18 protein-coding genes are annotated in these 16,419 nt (G+C 48.0%); 8 read left to right on the forward strand and 10 right to left on the reverse strand.

What is annotated here, in order from left to right; all coding sequences use genetic code 11:
* Positions 1-11: 11 nt before the first annotated feature.
* The 6 genes from lepA to rpoE form a co-directional block, all read right to left on the reverse strand.
* Positions 12-1,811, reverse strand: a complete 1,800-nt coding sequence (gene lepA, locus METMA_RS0105110; RefSeq protein ID WP_020157994.1) for a translation elongation factor 4 — start codon at positions 1,809-1,811, stop codon at positions 12-14.
* Between the two features lie 3 nt (positions 1,812-1,814).
* The gene (locus METMA_RS0105115; RefSeq protein ID WP_020157995.1) at positions 1,815-3,212 is read right to left on the reverse strand and encodes a DegQ family serine endoprotease; all 1,398 of its coding nucleotides are present in this window, start codon (positions 3,210-3,212) and stop codon (positions 1,815-1,817) included.
* A gap of 463 nt (positions 3,213-3,675) precedes the next feature.
* Positions 3,676-4,401, reverse strand: a complete 726-nt coding sequence (locus METMA_RS23990) for a MucB/RseB C-terminal domain-containing protein (RefSeq protein WP_020157996.1) — start codon at positions 4,399-4,401, stop codon at positions 3,676-3,678.
* Positions 4,373-4,633, reverse strand: coding sequence for a sigma-E factor regulatory protein RseB domain-containing protein (locus METMA_RS27740; RefSeq protein WP_084254086.1), 261 nt, complete (start codon positions 4,631-4,633; stop codon positions 4,373-4,375). The genes METMA_RS23990 and METMA_RS27740 overlap by 29 nt, the downstream gene beginning before the upstream one ends.
* Positions 4,634-4,638: 5 nt before the next feature.
* The gene (locus METMA_RS0105125) at positions 4,639-5,181 is read right to left on the reverse strand and encodes a sigma-E factor negative regulatory protein (protein ID WP_020157997.1); all 543 of its coding nucleotides are present in this window, start codon (positions 5,179-5,181) and stop codon (positions 4,639-4,641) included.
* Between the two features lie 13 nt (positions 5,182-5,194).
* Entirely contained in the window at positions 5,195-5,785 is a 591-nt protein-coding gene (gene rpoE, locus METMA_RS0105130) for an RNA polymerase sigma factor RpoE (RefSeq protein ID WP_020157998.1), read from the reverse strand.
* 175 nt (positions 5,786-5,960) lie between these two features.
* Here rpoE and nadB point away from each other — a divergent pair, with 175 nt between their 5' ends.
* Positions 5,961-7,562 carry an L-aspartate oxidase gene (gene nadB, locus METMA_RS0105135; RefSeq protein ID WP_020157999.1) on the forward strand — a complete coding sequence of 534 codons (1,602 nt, stop codon included), beginning with the start codon at positions 5,961-5,963 and terminating at the stop codon, positions 7,560-7,562.
* A gap of 24 nt (positions 7,563-7,586) precedes the next feature.
* Here nadB and METMA_RS0105140 read toward each other — a convergent pair whose 3' ends face one another.
* On the reverse strand, positions 7,587-7,991 hold the full coding sequence (locus tag METMA_RS0105140; RefSeq protein ID WP_020158000.1) for a hypothetical protein: 405 nt from the start codon (positions 7,989-7,991) through the stop codon (positions 7,587-7,589).
* Between the two features lie 209 nt (positions 7,992-8,200).
* Here METMA_RS0105140 and METMA_RS0105145 point away from each other — a divergent pair, with 209 nt between their 5' ends.
* Complete coding sequence (locus METMA_RS0105145; RefSeq protein WP_020158001.1) at positions 8,201-9,598, forward strand: P-loop NTPase family protein; 1,398 nt, start codon at positions 8,201-8,203, stop codon at positions 9,596-9,598.
* 43 nt (positions 9,599-9,641) lie between these two features.
* Positions 9,642-10,139 carry a hypothetical protein gene (locus METMA_RS0105150; RefSeq protein ID WP_020158002.1) on the forward strand — a complete coding sequence of 166 codons (498 nt, stop codon included), beginning with the start codon at positions 9,642-9,644 and terminating at the stop codon, positions 10,137-10,139.
* Positions 10,140-10,154: 15 nt separating this feature from the next.
* Here the strand turns inward: METMA_RS0105150 and METMA_RS0105155 are convergent, their stop codons facing one another.
* Positions 10,155-11,654, reverse strand: coding sequence for an FAD-linked oxidase C-terminal domain-containing protein (locus METMA_RS0105155; RefSeq protein WP_020158003.1), 1,500 nt, complete (start codon positions 11,652-11,654; stop codon positions 10,155-10,157).
* 29 nt (positions 11,655-11,683) lie between these two features.
* Here METMA_RS0105155 and METMA_RS0105160 point away from each other — a divergent pair, with 29 nt between their 5' ends.
* A complete protein-coding gene (locus METMA_RS0105160; RefSeq protein ID WP_020158004.1) occupies positions 11,684-12,253 on the forward strand; it encodes a YigZ family protein in 570 nt (189 codons plus the stop codon).
* Between the two features lie 6 nt (positions 12,254-12,259).
* Here METMA_RS0105160 and METMA_RS0105165 read toward each other — a convergent pair whose 3' ends face one another.
* Both METMA_RS0105165 and METMA_RS0105170 read right to left on the reverse strand, forming a co-directional pair.
* Positions 12,260-12,970, reverse strand: coding sequence for a hypothetical protein (locus METMA_RS0105165; protein WP_020158005.1), 711 nt, complete (start codon positions 12,968-12,970; stop codon positions 12,260-12,262).
* Positions 12,967-13,980, reverse strand: coding sequence for a tryptophan--tRNA ligase (locus METMA_RS0105170; RefSeq protein ID WP_027147058.1), 1,014 nt, complete (start codon positions 13,978-13,980; stop codon positions 12,967-12,969). Before METMA_RS0105170 ends, METMA_RS0105165 begins: the two co-directional genes overlap by 4 nt.
* A 198-nt stretch (positions 13,981-14,178) precedes the next feature.
* Here METMA_RS0105170 and METMA_RS0105175 point away from each other — a divergent pair, with 198 nt between their 5' ends.
* Genes METMA_RS0105175 through METMA_RS0105190 form a run of 4 tightly spaced genes read left to right on the forward strand, consistent with a single transcriptional unit; the run spans position 14,179 to position 16,339 of the window.
* Positions 14,179-14,478 carry a PilZ domain-containing protein gene (locus tag METMA_RS0105175; protein WP_020158007.1) on the forward strand — a complete coding sequence of 100 codons (300 nt, stop codon included), beginning with the start codon at positions 14,179-14,181 and terminating at the stop codon, positions 14,476-14,478.
* Positions 14,479-14,516: 38 nt separating this feature from the next.
* Entirely contained in the window at positions 14,517-14,921 is a 405-nt protein-coding gene (locus METMA_RS0105180) for a 6-pyruvoyl trahydropterin synthase family protein (protein WP_020158008.1), read from the forward strand.
* Between the two features lie 8 nt (positions 14,922-14,929).
* Positions 14,930-15,382, forward strand: coding sequence for a DUF1249 domain-containing protein (locus METMA_RS0105185; RefSeq protein WP_020158009.1), 453 nt, complete (start codon positions 14,930-14,932; stop codon positions 15,380-15,382).
* Positions 15,383-15,442: 60 nt separating this feature from the next.
* A complete protein-coding gene (locus METMA_RS0105190) occupies positions 15,443-16,339 on the forward strand; it encodes a DNA/RNA non-specific endonuclease (RefSeq protein WP_020158010.1) in 897 nt (298 codons plus the stop codon).
* Positions 16,340-16,419: the final 80 nt, after the last annotated feature.

The following is a 16,419-nucleotide window of genomic DNA, read 5'->3' on the forward strand; positions in this document are numbered from 1 at the left end:
AAAATTCTGAGTTATTCTTTATTAAGCTGCAAGACAGCCAGGAATGCCTCTTGAGGAATCTCAATATTGCCCACCTGTTTCATCCGTTTCTTACCTGCTTTTTGTTTTTCCAATAATTTTTTCTTACGGGTAATATCCCCGCCGTAGCACTTGGCCGTGACATTTTTACGCATGGCCTTAACAGTCGATCTGGCGATGATTTTGGAGCCGATGGCGGCTTGTATCGCAACTTCGTACATTTGCCGCGGAATCAGGTCTTTCATCTTTTCAACCAGATCACGCCCCCGATTCTGACTTTGATCGCGATGCACAATGATCGATAAGGCATCGACCTTATCCGCGTTAATCAATACGTCCAGCTTAACCAGTGACGCTTGCTGAAAACGCAGGAACTCATAATCAAATGAGGCAAATCCGCGGCTGACCGACTTTAGACGATCAAAGAAATCCAGTACGACTTCGCTCAGCGGCATTTCATAATGCAGCGACACCTGCCTGCCGACAAATTGCATATCTTTCTGTACGCCGCGCTTTTCTATACACAGCGTGATCACGGCGCCCAGATAATCCTGCGGCACCAGAATATTGGCCCGGATAATCGGCTCCCTGATCTCCTTGATAGTCCCGATATCGGGCAAATTAGCCGGGTTATCAACCATCAGTACCTGATCATTATGAGTAATGACCTCATACACCACCGTAGGCGCCGTGGTAATCAGATCGACATCGTATTCCCTTTCCAGTCGCTCCTGCACAATCTCCATATGCAGCATGCCGAGAAAGCCGCAACGAAAACCAAAACCCAGCGCTTGCGATGTTTCCGGTTCAAACTGCAACGCCGCATCATTCAGATTCAGTTTTTTCAGTGCTTCACGCAGATCTTCGTAGTGATCGGAACTGACCGGATAAAGACCGGCAAAAACCCGAGGCTGAACGCGCTGAAAACCAGTCAATTGTTCCACTGCCGGTTTGTCGGTCCAGGTAATTGTATCCCCGACCGGCGCTCCGAAAATATCTTTGATACCCGCAACGACGAAACCTACTTCGCCGGTGTTCAGACGCTCCTTCTCAAGGCGCTTGGGGGTAAAGACGCCGACTTTTTCAGCAATGAAGGATTTGCCGGTCGACATGATGGTAATCTTCTGCTTTCTATGGATACTGCCGTGGACAATTCTGACTAAAGAAACCACGCCCAGATAGCTGTCAAACCAGGAATCGATGATCAAAGCCTGCAGCGGCCCGTCCGGATTGCCTTCTGGCGCAGGAATCCTGGCCACCAACTGCTCAAGCACCGCCTCCACGCCCAAACCCGTCTTGGCGCTGATCTTCGGTGCATCATCGGCCGGAATGCCGATTACATCCTCTATTTCCGTGATCACCCGCTCAGGCTCGGCGGAAGGCAAATCTATCTTATTCAGAACCGGGAGCACTTCCAGTCCCTGTTCTATCGCCGTGTAACAGTTGGCAACGCTCTGCGCTTCAACGCCTTGCGCCGCATCGACCACTAGCAGCGCGCCTTCGCAGGCTGCCAGCGATCGAGAGACCTCATAGGAAAAATCAACATGTCCCGGCGTATCAATGAAGTTAAGCTGATAGGTTTCGCCATCCTTGGCCTTATAGTCGAGCGTAACGCTCTGCGCCTTAATGGTAATTCCCCGCTCTCTCTCAATATCCATTGAATCGAGCACTTGCGCCGACATTTCCCGGTTGGTCAGACCGCCGCATATCTGAATGAAGCGGTCCGCAAGCGTCGACTTGCCATGATCAATGTGCGCAATAATGGAGAAGTTTCTTATGTGCTTTAAATCCACGTGTTATTTTTCTATTTTAAGTGCCAAAAAGACCGGACTACCTTGACGCTGAATCAATACAGCGATTGATTTACCGGCTGGAAGATTTTTGACTATTTTATCAAAATCAGCCACATCGCGGATGATATTATTCTGAATCCGCAAAATCACATCGCCGCGCTGGATTCCCGCATCCCTGCCCGGGCCTTTTACGACATTGCGTACCAGGACACCGTTTTGAATCACCTGTAATTGCTCTCTTTGCTCATTAGTCAGGTCAACGACAGTGATGCCCAGGCGATTGTCCGGCTTCTCTTCCATTTTGGTTTCAGCCAGCGTCTCGCTTTCTTCCGGCAAAAGCCCCACAGTCACAGTCAGCGTTTTAGTCTCGCCCTGCCGGATAATTTTAACCGTTGCCTTCTCATCGATAGGCGACATTCCTACCATAGGCGGCAATTCGCCGGATGTTTCAATCCGTTGGCCATTAAACTCGGTAATAATATCGCCAATCTGTAAACCGGCTTTTTCTGAAGGACTGCCGGCAATCACTTTGGACACCAAGGCCCCTTGCGGCCTTTTCATGCCGAATGATTCTGCCAACTCGCGGGTCACATCCTGAATTTGCACGCCCAGCCAACCACGAGCCACTTTTCCGCTGGACTTTATCTGATCGACAACATTGCTAACGATATCCATGGGAATCGCGAACGAAAGCCCCATAAAGCCCCCGGTACGGCTATAAATCTGGGAATTTATCCCGACGACTTTGCCATCCATATTGAAAAGCGGTCCGCCTGAATTTCCTGGATTGATCGCAACATCCGTTTGTATAAACGGCACATAATTCCCCCCCGGCAAACTGCGGCCCTTGGCGCTGACTATACCGGCGGTCACGGACTGCTCGAATCCAAAAGGCGAACCGATAGCCAAAACCCACTCGCCGACTTGCAACTGATTGGGATCCCCGATATCAACCGTCGGCAAATTTGTGGCTTCAACTTTCAAGACAGCCACGTCGGTACGCGCGTCGGAACCGATCAGCTTAGCCAGCAATTCGCGCCGGTCGGACAGTTTAACCACAATCTCATCCGCGTCCTTTACGACGTGATGATTGGTTAATACATAACCGTCTTGTGAAATAATAAAGCCCGAGCCTAAGGATTTAGTCTCCCTGGGTATATAACCGCCCCCCTGACCATTGAAAAAGTGCCTGAACAATTCCTCCATTTCGGGTGAAATACCTTCGGGCAGTTGCGGTCCTTGCGACAGATCATCGACTTCCGGCGCCTTCTGGGTCGTACTGATATTAACGACAGCCACACCATTCTTTTTTACCATCCCGGTAAAATCCGGCAATTGCGCGAGGGCATTTTGATTAAAGAACAGAATCAGTAAAAAAGACCAAATAAGTTTATTGAGCATAAAAACTCCACTTCCAACTATTGATAATGAATAGCTTATAAATTAAGAAACCAATAACTTTTACAAAATACATCGTTAATTACAGACCTTTTATCCATAAAAATCAGCCTCATCACTGAAAACAAAAACAGGTTAATGTCGCGCACCTGTATTCGGGCTTAGAAGCGGGCGGTAAAATTGCCTCACTGCCAGCGCCTGCAAAAATAACACTTTTTATCAGAATAATACCGAAGCTCTAATATAGCACCTCTGTCGCCGCTATTTTGCAACTGCGCAGTACTCGGGGCCGGTATGGAAATAGATGACTGTTTTATGCAGCTATTAGGCATTTTCCGGAACAACCGCCGAATGGATGGGGCTTGTTGATTTCCGCAAAATACCAATCTATGTTTGAAGATGAAGGCATCGATGATATTTGTAAAAATAATTACCGTTTATAATTGGCGCATAACCGTAATTTATATTAGTTATTCGAGGGTCGAAGCTTGATACCCTCGGCAATAAATTTAACCGTTTTTGCAGGCACTTCGCCCATCACCGTAAGTTGCCAATCATCAATGGTTCGACTATAAGAATTAATCGCACCCACCGCTTGAAGACCCTGCTGCATGGTTGTGTTTTTATTTTCCATATAAATCGAAACCGCGGCAAAACCGTCACTCAATAACAGATGGTCAACCGGCTGATTGGAATTATGCATGGGTCGGCGAGTAAAAAATATTTCCTGGAAGCCCGTTGGCAGACTGTTTATAACAAAAGCCGCCTTATCCGAGGCCTGAGACTGTAACTGATGGATGTGCTTCACTGCTCCGGAGGCTTCTCCGAATTTGACTTCGACAAAAGGTAGCGTTTCCTTGACCTGTAAATCCGTAAAAACAACCTGCTCCAGAATGGTGTCCGAAAGATCATATACGGCAACTTTAAGGGGCAGAAATTGTTGTTGCTCTATCCATATTTTCCTGACATACCTGAAATCGTCCTTGGGTTGAATAGCAACAACATAGGCTGGCAACATAGCCACATTCTCCTCGCCTACAATCTCGAAATCATAAATAGCACTCAGCTCATCCAGGTTTTGAGGCAAATCGACCAGGAATGAACGCCCTACAGGCCGATGATCGACCACAACTTGTTGTGTGGACTTGAATAAACAGCTGACTTTATCGGCATCCCTGATAATTTCGCGCAAGGGGGGAATTCAACGATAACAGACGCTCCTGCTCAATACCTTCTTCGGCCGCGTGGAAATATTTCATGGTCTCCAGCTTGCCGTTTCTTAAAAACGCCACAGTGCCTTGATAGTTCAAGACCCGCATAGCGTGAGTCATTTTTGTTAATGCCTGCCGAGCATTGAGTTCAAGATCTGCCGCGAAAACTGTTCTTGTTGATAGAAGCAACACAAGAAAAAAACGTTTTACCACTTTAATTATTCCTGATTGTAAACAGTTACACTGGCAAAGGATCGAAAATTCACCTCGCCATTGGTATAAACACTGCCGTTGTGTGCCTGAAGATAATCATTAAATCGTGTATTTACCGGATACTGCTCAGCTTGATCCATATAAACAGCCGAATCCGCTGGCGGTTCCGGCAGTTCCGTCTGAGCCACCTCGATTGGCTGGGCGGGGTATTGTCCTGCACGGTAATTCACGCTTTGGCTCACTATTACGGCAATAGCGGCGATAGATGCCGCTATTGCGCTGATTTTATGGCTCCGCTTAAACTTTTTGTGTTGCGGTAACATATAGACGGGTTCGTGTTGGATTTCCTGACGGATTCGGTCGACAAAGTCAGGTCTTGAAGGTGTATACAGGTCAGTTTTCAGCGCATGACTTATTGTAGCGTAACGACTCATCTTGTCTTTCAACTCAGGGTGCTGCTGTAATTTTTGTAATAGATTCAAAGCTTCGTCAGCACTAAGCTCATTATCAAGGAATTGAGAAATTTTTTGATCTAAATCTTCATGCATCGAAAATCACCGTTTAATCGAGCAAGGGGTTTAATTTATTATCGATTGCCTCACGCGCTCTAAAAATGCGTGATCGCACCGTACCAACGGGGCAATCCATTGCCACAGCAATTTCTTCATAACTCATTCCCTCGAATTCCCGCAGCATGATGGCTGTGCGCATTTCCTCAGGTAACTTATCAATTGCTGCTTTGATGACCTCAACTATTTCCTGATTTAATAAGAGTCTTTCCGGCGTTTCCATGCCCTGTAATTGAGGTACATTTTCAATTTGTTCCGCATCCTGTATATCGACCTGATAATCAAAGCTTCTTCTTGACCGGGACACAAGGTAATTCTTTGCTGTATTAATAGCGATGCGATATAGCCAGGTATAGAAAGCGCTGTCGCCTCTAAAATTCCCTAATGCGCGATAGGCTTTAATAAAAGCCTCCTGAGCCACATCTTGAGCTTCGCTTGGATCTTTGACATAGCGATTCACCAGCTGAATGATCTTATGCTGATATTTAATCACCAAAAGATCATACGCAGACTTGTCGCCCTGCTGCACACGCAACACCAGCTCTTTATCTAGTTGTTCGCTTGTCCTTGTTTGATTGTTCACTACAGCTCTTTAATTGTTGAAATAGACAGAATTAAACCGCATTAGTTCTCTTGATACAAAAAAATTGCTATCACCCTAAAAAGCTTTATTATCCATAATTAATAGTCAGTGGGCTAATTTACCGTATCCTTAGAACAGTAAAATATTTTTCTTTACATTAATGACAGCTTCTTTTATGCCTTATTCCACAAATTATGATGTCCTTATTATTGGTAGCGGCGGCGCCGGCCTAAGTCTAGCGCTAAAATTGGCCGAGCATTCCACGCGAGTTGCTGTCCTTTCAAAACTTGCCCTGACATCCGGCAGTACCTATTATGCCCAAGGCGGCATCTCCGCGGTCTTCGATGCCGAGGATTCAATTGAATCACATATTGAAGATACACTGGATGCAGGAGCAGGACTCTGCAACCCTGAAATTGTAAGACTTACTGTTACCCACGGCAAAAGCTCTATAGATTGGTTACGCCAGCAAGGCGTATTATTTACGGAAGAACAAACGCTGGCCGGCGAAACAAAACTCCATTTAAACCGGGAAGGCGGCCATTCTCACCGGCGTATTGTACATACCAATGATGCCACAGGTAAAGCAGTGTCGCTGTCATTGATCGAGCGCGCCAAAGAACATGCAAATATCCAATTATTTGAATATCATAATGCCGTCGATTTAATCACGGCACCCGACTCCGCCGCTTCCGCCAAGCGCGTGATAGGCGCCTATGTATTGGACACCCAGACCCACCAGGTCAAGACAATCTCCGCGCGAGTCGTCGTTCTGGCAACTGGCGGCGCCAATAAAGTTTACCTTTACAGCACGAATCCGCAAAGCTCGACCGGCGACGGCATTGCATTGGCCTGGCGCGCGGGCTGCCGCGTCAGCAACATGGAATTCATGCAATTTCACCCGACCTGCCTCTATCATCCCCAGGCACGCTCTTTCCTGATCAGTGAGGCGGTAAGAGGCGAAGGCGGCAAGCTGATTCTGCCGGACGGCTCGTCTTTTATGGAGAATTTCGATCCCAGAGGCGAACTGGCGCCACGCGATATTGTTGCCAGAGCCATAGACCACGAAATTAAAAAACGCGGTATTGATTGTGTATACCTCGACATCAGCCATAAATCGGAACAATTCATCCGCGAGCACTTCCCTACAATTTATCAACGCTGTCTTGAATTTGATATTGATATCACCAAACAGCCCATTCCGGTCGTGCCTGCCGCGCACTATACCTGCGGCGGCGTGTTAACGGACAGCCATGCGCGTACCGACATTGCCAATCTCTATGCCATAGGAGAGGTCGCCTGCACAGGCCTGCACGGCGCTAATCGCATGGCCAGCAACTCGCTGCTGGAATGCCTGGTTTTTGCAAACCGCGCCAGTGAGGATATTTTACGGAAACTACCCGCTATCCCCTCTCCTCCGCATATTCCCGACTGGGATGAGTCACAAGTCAGTGATTCGGATGAAGAAGTTGTAGTGTCCCATAACTGGGACGAACTGCGCCACTTCATGTGGGATTATGTGGGAATTGTCCGAACTGACAAACGTTTAAACAGGGCAATGAATCGTGTGCAGTTGCTGAAAAAAGAAATTGCCGAATACTATAGCAACTTTCGCGTGACCAGCGATTTACTGGAATTGCGCAATCTGGTCATCGTCGCCGAGTTGATCATTCGCTGTGCCCAACAGCGCAAGGAAAGCCGGGGACTGCATTACACACTGGATTATCCGGAAACAGATAACAGCAAAACGCCGCGAAATACTGTGCTATCGCCCTGAAAGGGCTCTAGCCTCACGGCAACATTACAATTCTTTAAACAGCGACTCCACTTGTCGGGCGGCCCGCTCACAATCGACAGCAGACCGCTCTACTTGTCGGCGCAAATACAGCCCAATGCGCAACCCTTCGCTGTCGCGGGATGCATATTCATTCAGAGGGGCGCACATTTCATGCATATGCTTCTCTGCTTTCAGTATCTTCTTCATATAGCGTGTCGAATCTCCATCATTTTCCAGCGTTAACATCATCACCTCACTGGTAATGGTGTTTTGTAAACGGAACACATCTTCCACGTAATGCCCAAACTCTTCTCGCGACAACTTATTTTCACCATAGCCCCAAAAAGGTGTCGCACATCCTGACAAAACCATCATAAAAACCAGTATGCGGCCATGAAAATTGACCCATTTATTGTTCCATTTTGTCATCCGATTCTTTACACTGCCGTTGAGACTCAATTAGTTAATTTATCAATATACTATAAATTCAGTCTATTTTAGCAGGCAAATACATAATCATTAGAAACGATAAAATACTTTTAATATTTTTACTGTTTTTGTATCATCGGGCTCATGTGAGTGTATACTTTTCCGACTCTAATAGAACTATAAAAACTAACAAACACGGTTTCAATCTGATGGCTGAAAAAACAGTAAGCAAATATTTGCTCAACCTTGAAAAGAACTTTGCCAGTGACCAGCCGGTATTACAAAAAGCGGCAAAAGTCTTTCATGAGCTTGATCAAATTGAATACGACTTAGGGCTGCTCAGCAACGATGAGACAACAGCTTGCAAGGATTCCTGGTGGCCTGTCGTCAGCCTGATCGGCGGCAACTCAAGCGCAAAATCCGGATTCATTAACAACTATATTGGCCCCGAATACATGCTCTCCGGATTGCAACCGTCGAGCCATAAATTTACCGTCCTGTTGCACAACAATCAATCAACACCAACCATCCTGCCGGGCACGGCGCTGGATGTTGACCACCGGTATCCGTTCTACCAAATCAGCCGTAAAATTGAACAGCAACAGGAAGGCGAAGGCGACCGCATCAACTCTTACCTGGAATTAAAAACCCTCAACAGTGAACGCTTAAAAGGCAAGCTGTTTATCGATGCGCCCAATATTAATGCCGTCTCGCCCAATTCAGTTGCTTCGTTGTTGACGCGGCATGTTATCGAATGCTCGGATCTGGTTTTAATTTTTACCGATACGTTTGATTCAGCAAACCCGCTGGTTGACGAACTCGTCGAAACCATCATCCGTCATCAGGATTCCAATAAATTCGTTTACATCATCAATGAGCCCGCGGCAGCGCTGAATCCGGCGCTTAACAATGAAATCATTTCTTCCTGGCAAAGAAAACTGTCGGGATTAGGCCTGAATACCGGACAATTTATTGTACTTTCCACCGTGGAAAGTACAGCCAACCCTCAAAACCAGGCCGGTTTTGCCGCGATAGATCAGCGCATGATCAATGTAGCGTATGACCGTTCATACCGTGTACTGCATTCCCTGGAAAAAAATATCAGGGAAATTGACCACGTCGTGATTCCGGAAGTAACAAAAAGCATTGCGCTCTGGAAAGACCGCGTGCACTTTTCCACTTTGCTGATCCTGGGATTTATTGCCACCTTCGCCATTTTCGCTGAAATACAGATGGGAATTCTGGATTTATTGATAGATCCGATCATTGGCCCTGCGGTCCTGCTGGTCCTGATTGCAATCATAGTCCCACTGCATATACTCATCAGCAAACTGCAAGCTAAATTCATCATTCATCAATTAAATGCCAGACAAAAAGAACTTCATTTAATGGAAAATCTGGGCAAGCTATTTGAAAAAAACCTGACCTTTTCGCGCATGTTACTGCCGATTACCGAGCCTGCCGGCTGGAACAAAAAGACAAAAGCCCGCTTATCTCAATTAACCGAAAAAACCAAAGAACTGGTTCAGTTATTAAACGATAATTTTGGCACTTATAATGATCGGTCATTCACGGACTATTCCGATTCATTGGATTTAACACATTAATCTAATTTATTAGATTACCCCCTGCATTACGTCTTATGGATACATGGCTATTTTAAAGCAATACCTGGCGCTTTGCTGGTTTCAAAGCAACCCGCTTGCGCTGCCCAGGTCGGTTGATTTTTTTAAAAAAAATCTTTGGTTCTATTACATCGTTGAATTTTTTATCCAGGTGAATATGATCGACGATCCTGTCGAATCATTTTATGAAGTTACCCTGGAGACAGGATTGACCCTTCTCTTTATAGGGACCATGCTGCTCATCAACAAATCCCTGTATGTATTTATCCAAATCGCAACCGCTTTTTTATTTACTGAAAATGTAGTCGCCATTTTTCTTGTACCGGTGATAGTCTGGCTAACCACCACCGATAGCGCTTTAAGCTATTACACATTTGCCGGCCTGGCCTTATGGCAGTATGCGTTAATCACCTATCTGATCCGATGCACCCTATCCATTAATATTCCCGCCGCGATTACTTTATCTTTCCTGTATTTCATATTTACTTACGGTGCCGCCTTTGGCCTGGCACAAATCATATAGCGACCGCCGACCGTATCAGAATCTGTCCAATTCGGGATGCGCCACCTCGCCGTGATGCACATGCATCGCGCCGAATTCAGCACAGCGATGTAATGTAGGCACCGCTTTGCCTGGATTAAGCAGGCCTTTTTCATCAAATGCGCTTTTTACAGCATGAAACTGAGTGAGTTCGTTATCGGCAAACTGAATACACATATGGTTGATCTTCTCGACACCCACCCCATGTTCACCGGTAATCGTCCCGCCTAATTCAACGCTCAGTTTCAGGATCTCGCCGCCAAGCTGCTCGGCTTTTTCCAGCTCCCCTTCATGATTGGCATTATACAGAATCAAAGGATGCAGATTGCCGTCGCCGGCATGAAAAACATTCGCAACGGCCAGGCCGTATTTTTCAGATAAGCCACTGATATTTTTCAGCATTTCTGCCAGAAAGCGCCTGGGGATCGTACCATCCATACAATAATAATCCGGCGACATACGTCCGGCCGCGGGAAATGCCGACTTGCGGCCTGCCCACATTTTTTGCCTTTCATGCTCCGATTGAGCAATCTTGACCTCTACCGCCCCGCTGTCCGTTAACAAGGCCACCGCTTTGTCCAGTTCTTCTTCGACCTGCTGCCGTGTGCCATCCAACTCGCATAGCAGTATTGCCTCTGCGTTTTTAGGGTAACCGGCATGAATAAAGTCTTCGACTGCCTGAATCGCCGCCTTGTCCATCATCTCCAGTCCGGCAGGAATCAAACCGGCCGCAATAATTTCCGCAACCGCCTGACCGGCCTTTTCGATATCGTCAAAAGCTGCGAGCACAACCTTCGCCTTTTCCGGAATCGGCAACAGCTTAACCGTTACCTCAACAATAATGCCCAGCATGCCCTCCGAGCCAACCATTAACGCCAGCAAATCCAGCCCGGCACTGTCCAGGCCATGCGAGCCGATAGTGACCAGTTCGCCATCCATGGTCAGCATTTTCACGCGCAGAATATTATGTGTCGTCAATCCGTACTTAAGGCAGTGCACGCCGCCCGAATTTTCAGCGACATTGCCGCCGATCGTGCAGGCAATCTGCGACGAAGGATCCGGCGCATAATACAGCCCGAAAGGCGCAACCGCCTGTGAAATGGCCAGATTGCGCACGCCCGGCTGCACGACAGCCAGGCGGTTGGCGATATCGATTTCAAGCATGCGGTTAAGCTTGGCCAGACTCAGCAAAACACCATTCGCCAGCGGCATAGCACCGCCGGCCAACCCCGTGCCCGCACCTCTGGCGACTACCGGCACGTCCAATTGATAGCAGAAGCGCACGATGCGCTGAATCTGCTCGATCGTCTCGGGCAACACGACCAGCCAGGGCAAGCAGCGATAAGCCGACAGGCCATCACATTCGAACGGCTTTAAAGCTTCCTTTTCAAAAATTATCGATGCCTGCGGTAAAAATGTTTTAAATTCCTTGATCAGTACCATACGGTCAATCTGATGCCGAATTGTTTCCGATGCATGCGGCTGAATTGTTATCATAAGTCGTCGCCAATTAATGAGAGCCAGCCATGCATTGTGTCAAATCGACACGAACAATAGAAGATACCATCAAAAAATCCCGCTTCATCGGCGTGATTGTTCCGTGCGACAGTGAAAACGAGGCAGTGCAAAACCTTAAAAAACTATACGCCGAACATCCCAACGCCAATCACATCGCTTTCGCTTACCGCATCAAGACCGACCAAGGCTTCGTCAGCCGCTTCCATGATGCGGGCGAACCCGCCGGCACGGCCGGGAAACCGATTTTCCAGCATATTGAAGGCAAGCAACTGATCAATGTATTGATTGCCGTGATCCGCTATTTCGGCGGTATCAAACTGGGCGCGGGCGGATTGACGCGGGCTTACGGCAATAGCGCCAAAAGCGCGATTGAGGCGGCGGAAATCCATCCGTATGTGGAACAGGCCAAAATCCGATTAACGCTGGATTACAGCCAAATGCAGCCGCTCGAATATCAACTGAAAAAACTCGATGGCCGGATTGTGGAACAGGATTTTGCCGAACAGATTAAACTGCTGATTGAATTGCCCGCCGACAATGTGGAGACATTGTTGCAGAGCTTTCCCGGAAATGTTTGACGTTCCCTATTCAGGCTCAAAAATTGTCCGATAAGAGACATACATCAGGGTTGAAACCAATACATATAAAAACGGCGTCAACAAAGGCATCATACCGCCGCCGATGAACACCACGACAAACACGAACCCCAACAGTTTATACATGGCATTCTGGTGCCGGGTCACGGCCTTATTGCCCTGTACCTTTGCCTGGCTCCAGGTATAGTCCTTAAACAGCATCAACGGGTAACTGAACCAACTGGCAAACGTGGTCAGCATCAACAGCACAAAAATAAGCGTCACGATTGCCGAGGAATAAAGCCACCCCGCCAGCTGGCGCAATGATTTATCGGCCATGTTTTCAGGCGTCAACTCCCAATAAAAGAAGAACTGGACTATTTTCTCCCATTCCCCGGTATAAACATTGGCAACCAATCTGAACACAAACCAGCAAATCAGGATGCTGACAGCCGCCAGCACGGCCAACGGCAGGCTTTTATTGACAGCCCAATAAAAGCCGACCGAATGTCCGGCCGAATTTTTCAAATCGGTATATTTTGCCATGCCGACGCCGACAAACAGACTCGTCACCGACAGAAAAACCCCCAGAGCCAGCGATATACGCCCGACGCCTAACAGTAGCGCGATAAACAGCATGTATCCGATCCAGATCAGAGGCGTGCGGCTGATCAGCCATAAAGCCTGACTGAGCCAGCCGCTGAAGCTTGTCCGTTTCACGCCGATATCCGTGAAATACCGACGGCCTGGCGCAATTCCTTGATAAAAGGCACGCTGATCTCACGCGCTTTTTCGGCGCCTTCCCGCAATTGCTGTTCAATATGCTCCGGCGCCTGCATCAAAGCCTCATAGCGGTCTCTCGCCGGTGCAACCTGCTGATTGATATATTCGAACAAGATCTGTTTCATCTCACCCCATCCGATCCCGTCCGCATAGCGCTGCCGAATCTGGGCCACTTCCGACGGCGTGGCAAAGGCCCGGTAAATGCTAAAAAGTGTACAGGTTTCCGGATCCTTGGGTTCGCCGGGTTCCTGGGAATTGGTCTTGATTTTGTTAATCAGCTTTCTTAATTTTTTCTCGGGCTCGAACAAGGGAATGGTATTGTTATAACTCTTGCTCATTTTGCGTCCATCAAGCCCCGCCAGGGTTGCGGCATTGTCATCGATGACGGCTTCGGGCAAGACAAAATGCTCGCCGTAAAGATGATTGAACCGTCCGGCGATATCCCTGGCCATTTCAATGTGTTGAATCTGGTCTTTGCCGACCGGCACTTTGTGCGCGTTAAACATCAGGATATCGGCGGCCATTAAAATCGGATAACTGAACAAGCCCATGGTCACGCCTTTGTCGGGATCCTTCTCGCCGCCCTCCTCATTCTCGGCAACCGCCGCCTTATAGGCATGCGCCCTGTTCATCAATCCCTTTGCCGTTACACAGGTCAGCATCCAGGTCAGTTCCATAATCTCGGGCACATCGGATTGCCGATAAAACACGGCGTTTGAAGTATCCAGCCCCAAGGCCAGCCAGGTCGCGGCGATTTCCAGGCTGGATTGGCGGACCCGCTCCGGCTCGTGGCATTTAATCAGTGCATGATAGTCGGCAAGGAAATAAAACGGCGAAACATTAGGATCTTTGCTGGCTGCAATCGCCGGCCTGATGGCGCCGACATAATTGCCCAAGTGGGGCGTACCCGTGGTAGTAATTCCTGTAAGAATTGTTGCTTTTGTCATTCGATCATACTCAAGTCCAGTTGTGTTTGGTGTACCATATTACATAAATTCAGACTAATATCCAGTAGCGCAACTCAATTAATAATCCCGCTAGAAATCATCACGCACCTGTGTACTTTTTATAGTACACTGCGCCGCTAAAGCTATGCGACTCATAGTAAACACAACAACCAATACTATTTGGCAGGGGGAAATCATATGATGGAATATGATGAAAAACGCAACTACATTCGCATGGAGGTAGACTGTGACATTACCTATAAACTGGCCGACTCGAATGAACATTACCACGGCCGCTGCACCTCTATCAGCGGTGCCGGCGTATCATTTATCGCCGACCGGCCTTTTGACCCGGGTAAAGCCATGGAGATCAATGTAGTCCCTCAAAATACGGTAACGCCGCCGATGACGGCTTTTATCGAGGTGGTCAGAAGTACCAAACGCGACAACGAGCGCTACGAAATTGCCGCTACCATTAAAAGCATAAAAGGGGATTAGTCTCCTTTGCCATTGAAAACCCTTACAGCTGTTTAATTATGTTTACAATTACCAAAGAGGTCTATTTTTGCTACGGCCACCGGTTAATGAATCATCCGGGCAAATGCCGAAACCTGCATGGCCATAGTGTCAAAGCCTCGATCTCCATACAACGGGAGCAACTTAACGAGCAAGGCATGGTCTGTGATTTTTCCGATATCAAAGACTGCGTTGAAAGCTATATCGATCAGCACCTTGATCATAATTTTCTACTGCATCAGGATGATCCGATCATCCCCATGCTGGTTGAAAATAACGAGCGTTTCCTCGCACTGGCCGAACACCCTACCGCCGAAGTGCTAAGTAAAATGATTTATCAACATTTGAAACAGGCAGGCTTTAACGTTGCCCAGGTCGTACTATGGGAGACGGCCAGCGCCTATGCCTGCTATAGTGAAAATTGATATCCGTTATGGGCTTTCTCAATCCAATCAACAAGTCATTCTGCCTGGAACAAGTCTGTGCCTCCAACTACCACAAACTGTTTCAGCTGATTCCCGATCTGTTGGCTTTTAAGGAAAAAGCCATTGGCCTCGCACCTGACAAATCGACGCTGCATCTGGAAATCATCGAACGCACACCGTACACCATGACGGTGGACCTGAGCCATTGCTTCAGGAAAAGTCCCAATGAACTTCTGGAGCCTGCCGTAAAAATAAGGATTTATCTTGATGCTCAACTCGCGGAAGTATTGAGCGACCATGCACGCGAAAGCGTGCCGCAAACCTTTAAAGACCCGGGATTGAGCCAGGAAATCATGAATTACAAATGGCGCTTGAACTATTTTCTGCAAAAATGGCTGGACCATTGTTTAAAACACCACTATCAGTTCAGTAACAAGCCGATCGCAGAAGCCCTGGCTTAATCTTTCTTTACACTCGCTGAAGCTTTACCCCTGTAATAGATTTTTACAATATCCTTCGCCATGCGCAGAAAAAAACAGACCCTAAACTGGCTTATATTACTGCCGATCCTATTTCGCCTTGGCCGCAAGCATCCCGTTCTGTTGCTGTTGATAATCGCAGTCGGGGCGGGCGGCTATGCTTATGAAGTCAAAATCGCCCGCCCGGCGCTGCTGTTTCAAGGTACTCCCGAGCCCTTGGATGCGACAAACCACGAGACCTGGTTCCGGATATTGCGCAATGACGGATTTATTTTGGGTTACTCGGATTTGCGCGGCAATCCTTTATGGGTGGAATACGCGCTCACCCCTGCCCCTGAAGACACGCCGTCATTAAAACGCCCCAACCGTTTCGAAACGGACTGGCGCAGTATTAACCGTGTCAGTCATGACAGCTATCTGCAGAGCGGCTACGACCGTGGTCATATGGCGCCGAATTACGCCATCAGCCGCCTGTACGGCAAACAGGCGCAAGCGGACAGCTTTTTGATGACCAACATCAGCCCGCAAAAGTCCAAACTGAACCAGCGCGTCTGGCAGCGCCTGGAGGAAGTCGAAATCCAGCATTTCGCCAAAATATTCGGCAAAGTCTGGGTGATTACAGGACCGGTATTCACCGGAACCGTCGAGCGATTGCCGTCGGCCTGGACAGTGGAAATACCGGATGCCTTTTACAAGATTTATATTGCCGAGCCCCGTCCTGGCGCCCGCCCTGTCGCACTGGGCTTTTTAATACCGCAGACGGTCAAAGGCAAGGAACCTTTGATGCAATTCGTGACGTCTGTCGATCATATAGAAGCGCAAACCGGCCTGGACTTTTTTTCTGATCTGGACGACAAGATCGAAGATGCCATCGAAGCAAGCGCCAATCCATCGCCATGGAAATTATCCTCAGTCAGCAGACTGCCGCCGCGTTATTGAACGCGGCCAACGCGCCAAGGGAGCCCCTACGCTTTGTCCGACCCATGCGCGCATAACAAATTCAACGCTTCAATTTATCA

The organism is Methylobacter marinus A45, assembly GCF_000383855.1.
In the GTDB taxonomy this organism is placed as follows: Bacteria; Pseudomonadota; Gammaproteobacteria; order Methylococcales; family Methylomonadaceae; genus Methylobacter; species Methylobacter marinus.

Coding starts and splice junctions, on each gene's coding strand:
- METMA_RS0105115 (WP_020157995.1), bottom strand. CDS start 3,212: ATGCTCAATAAACTTATTTGGTCTTTTTTACTGATTCTGTTCTTTAAT.
- METMA_RS0105125 (WP_020157997.1), bottom strand. CDS start 5,181: ATGCATGAAGATTTAGATCAAAAAATTTCTCAATTCCTTGATAATGAG.
- nadB (WP_020157999.1), top strand. CDS start 5,961: ATGCCTTATTCCACAAATTATGATGTCCTTATTATTGGTAGCGGCGGC.
- METMA_RS0105140 (WP_020158000.1), bottom strand. CDS start 7,991: ATGACAAAATGGAACAATAAATGGGTCAATTTTCATGGCCGCATACTG.
- METMA_RS0105145 (WP_020158001.1), top strand. CDS start 8,201: ATGGCTGAAAAAACAGTAAGCAAATATTTGCTCAACCTTGAAAAGAAC.
- METMA_RS0105150 (WP_020158002.1), top strand. CDS start 9,642: ATGGCTATTTTAAAGCAATACCTGGCGCTTTGCTGGTTTCAAAGCAAC.
- METMA_RS0105155 (WP_020158003.1), bottom strand. CDS start 11,654: ATGATAACAATTCAGCCGCATGCATCGGAAACAATTCGGCATCAGATT.
- METMA_RS0105160 (WP_020158004.1), top strand. CDS start 11,684: ATGCATTGTGTCAAATCGACACGAACAATAGAAGATACCATCAAAAAA.
- METMA_RS0105170 (WP_027147058.1), bottom strand. CDS start 13,980: ATGACAAAAGCAACAATTCTTACAGGAATTACTACCACGGGTACGCCC.
- METMA_RS0105175 (WP_020158007.1), top strand. CDS start 14,179: ATGATGGAATATGATGAAAAACGCAACTACATTCGCATGGAGGTAGAC.
- METMA_RS0105180 (WP_020158008.1), top strand. CDS start 14,517: ATGTTTACAATTACCAAAGAGGTCTATTTTTGCTACGGCCACCGGTTA.
- METMA_RS0105185 (WP_020158009.1), top strand. CDS start 14,930: ATGGGCTTTCTCAATCCAATCAACAAGTCATTCTGCCTGGAACAAGTC.
- METMA_RS0105190 (WP_020158010.1), top strand. CDS start 15,443: ATGCGCAGAAAAAAACAGACCCTAAACTGGCTTATATTACTGCCGATC.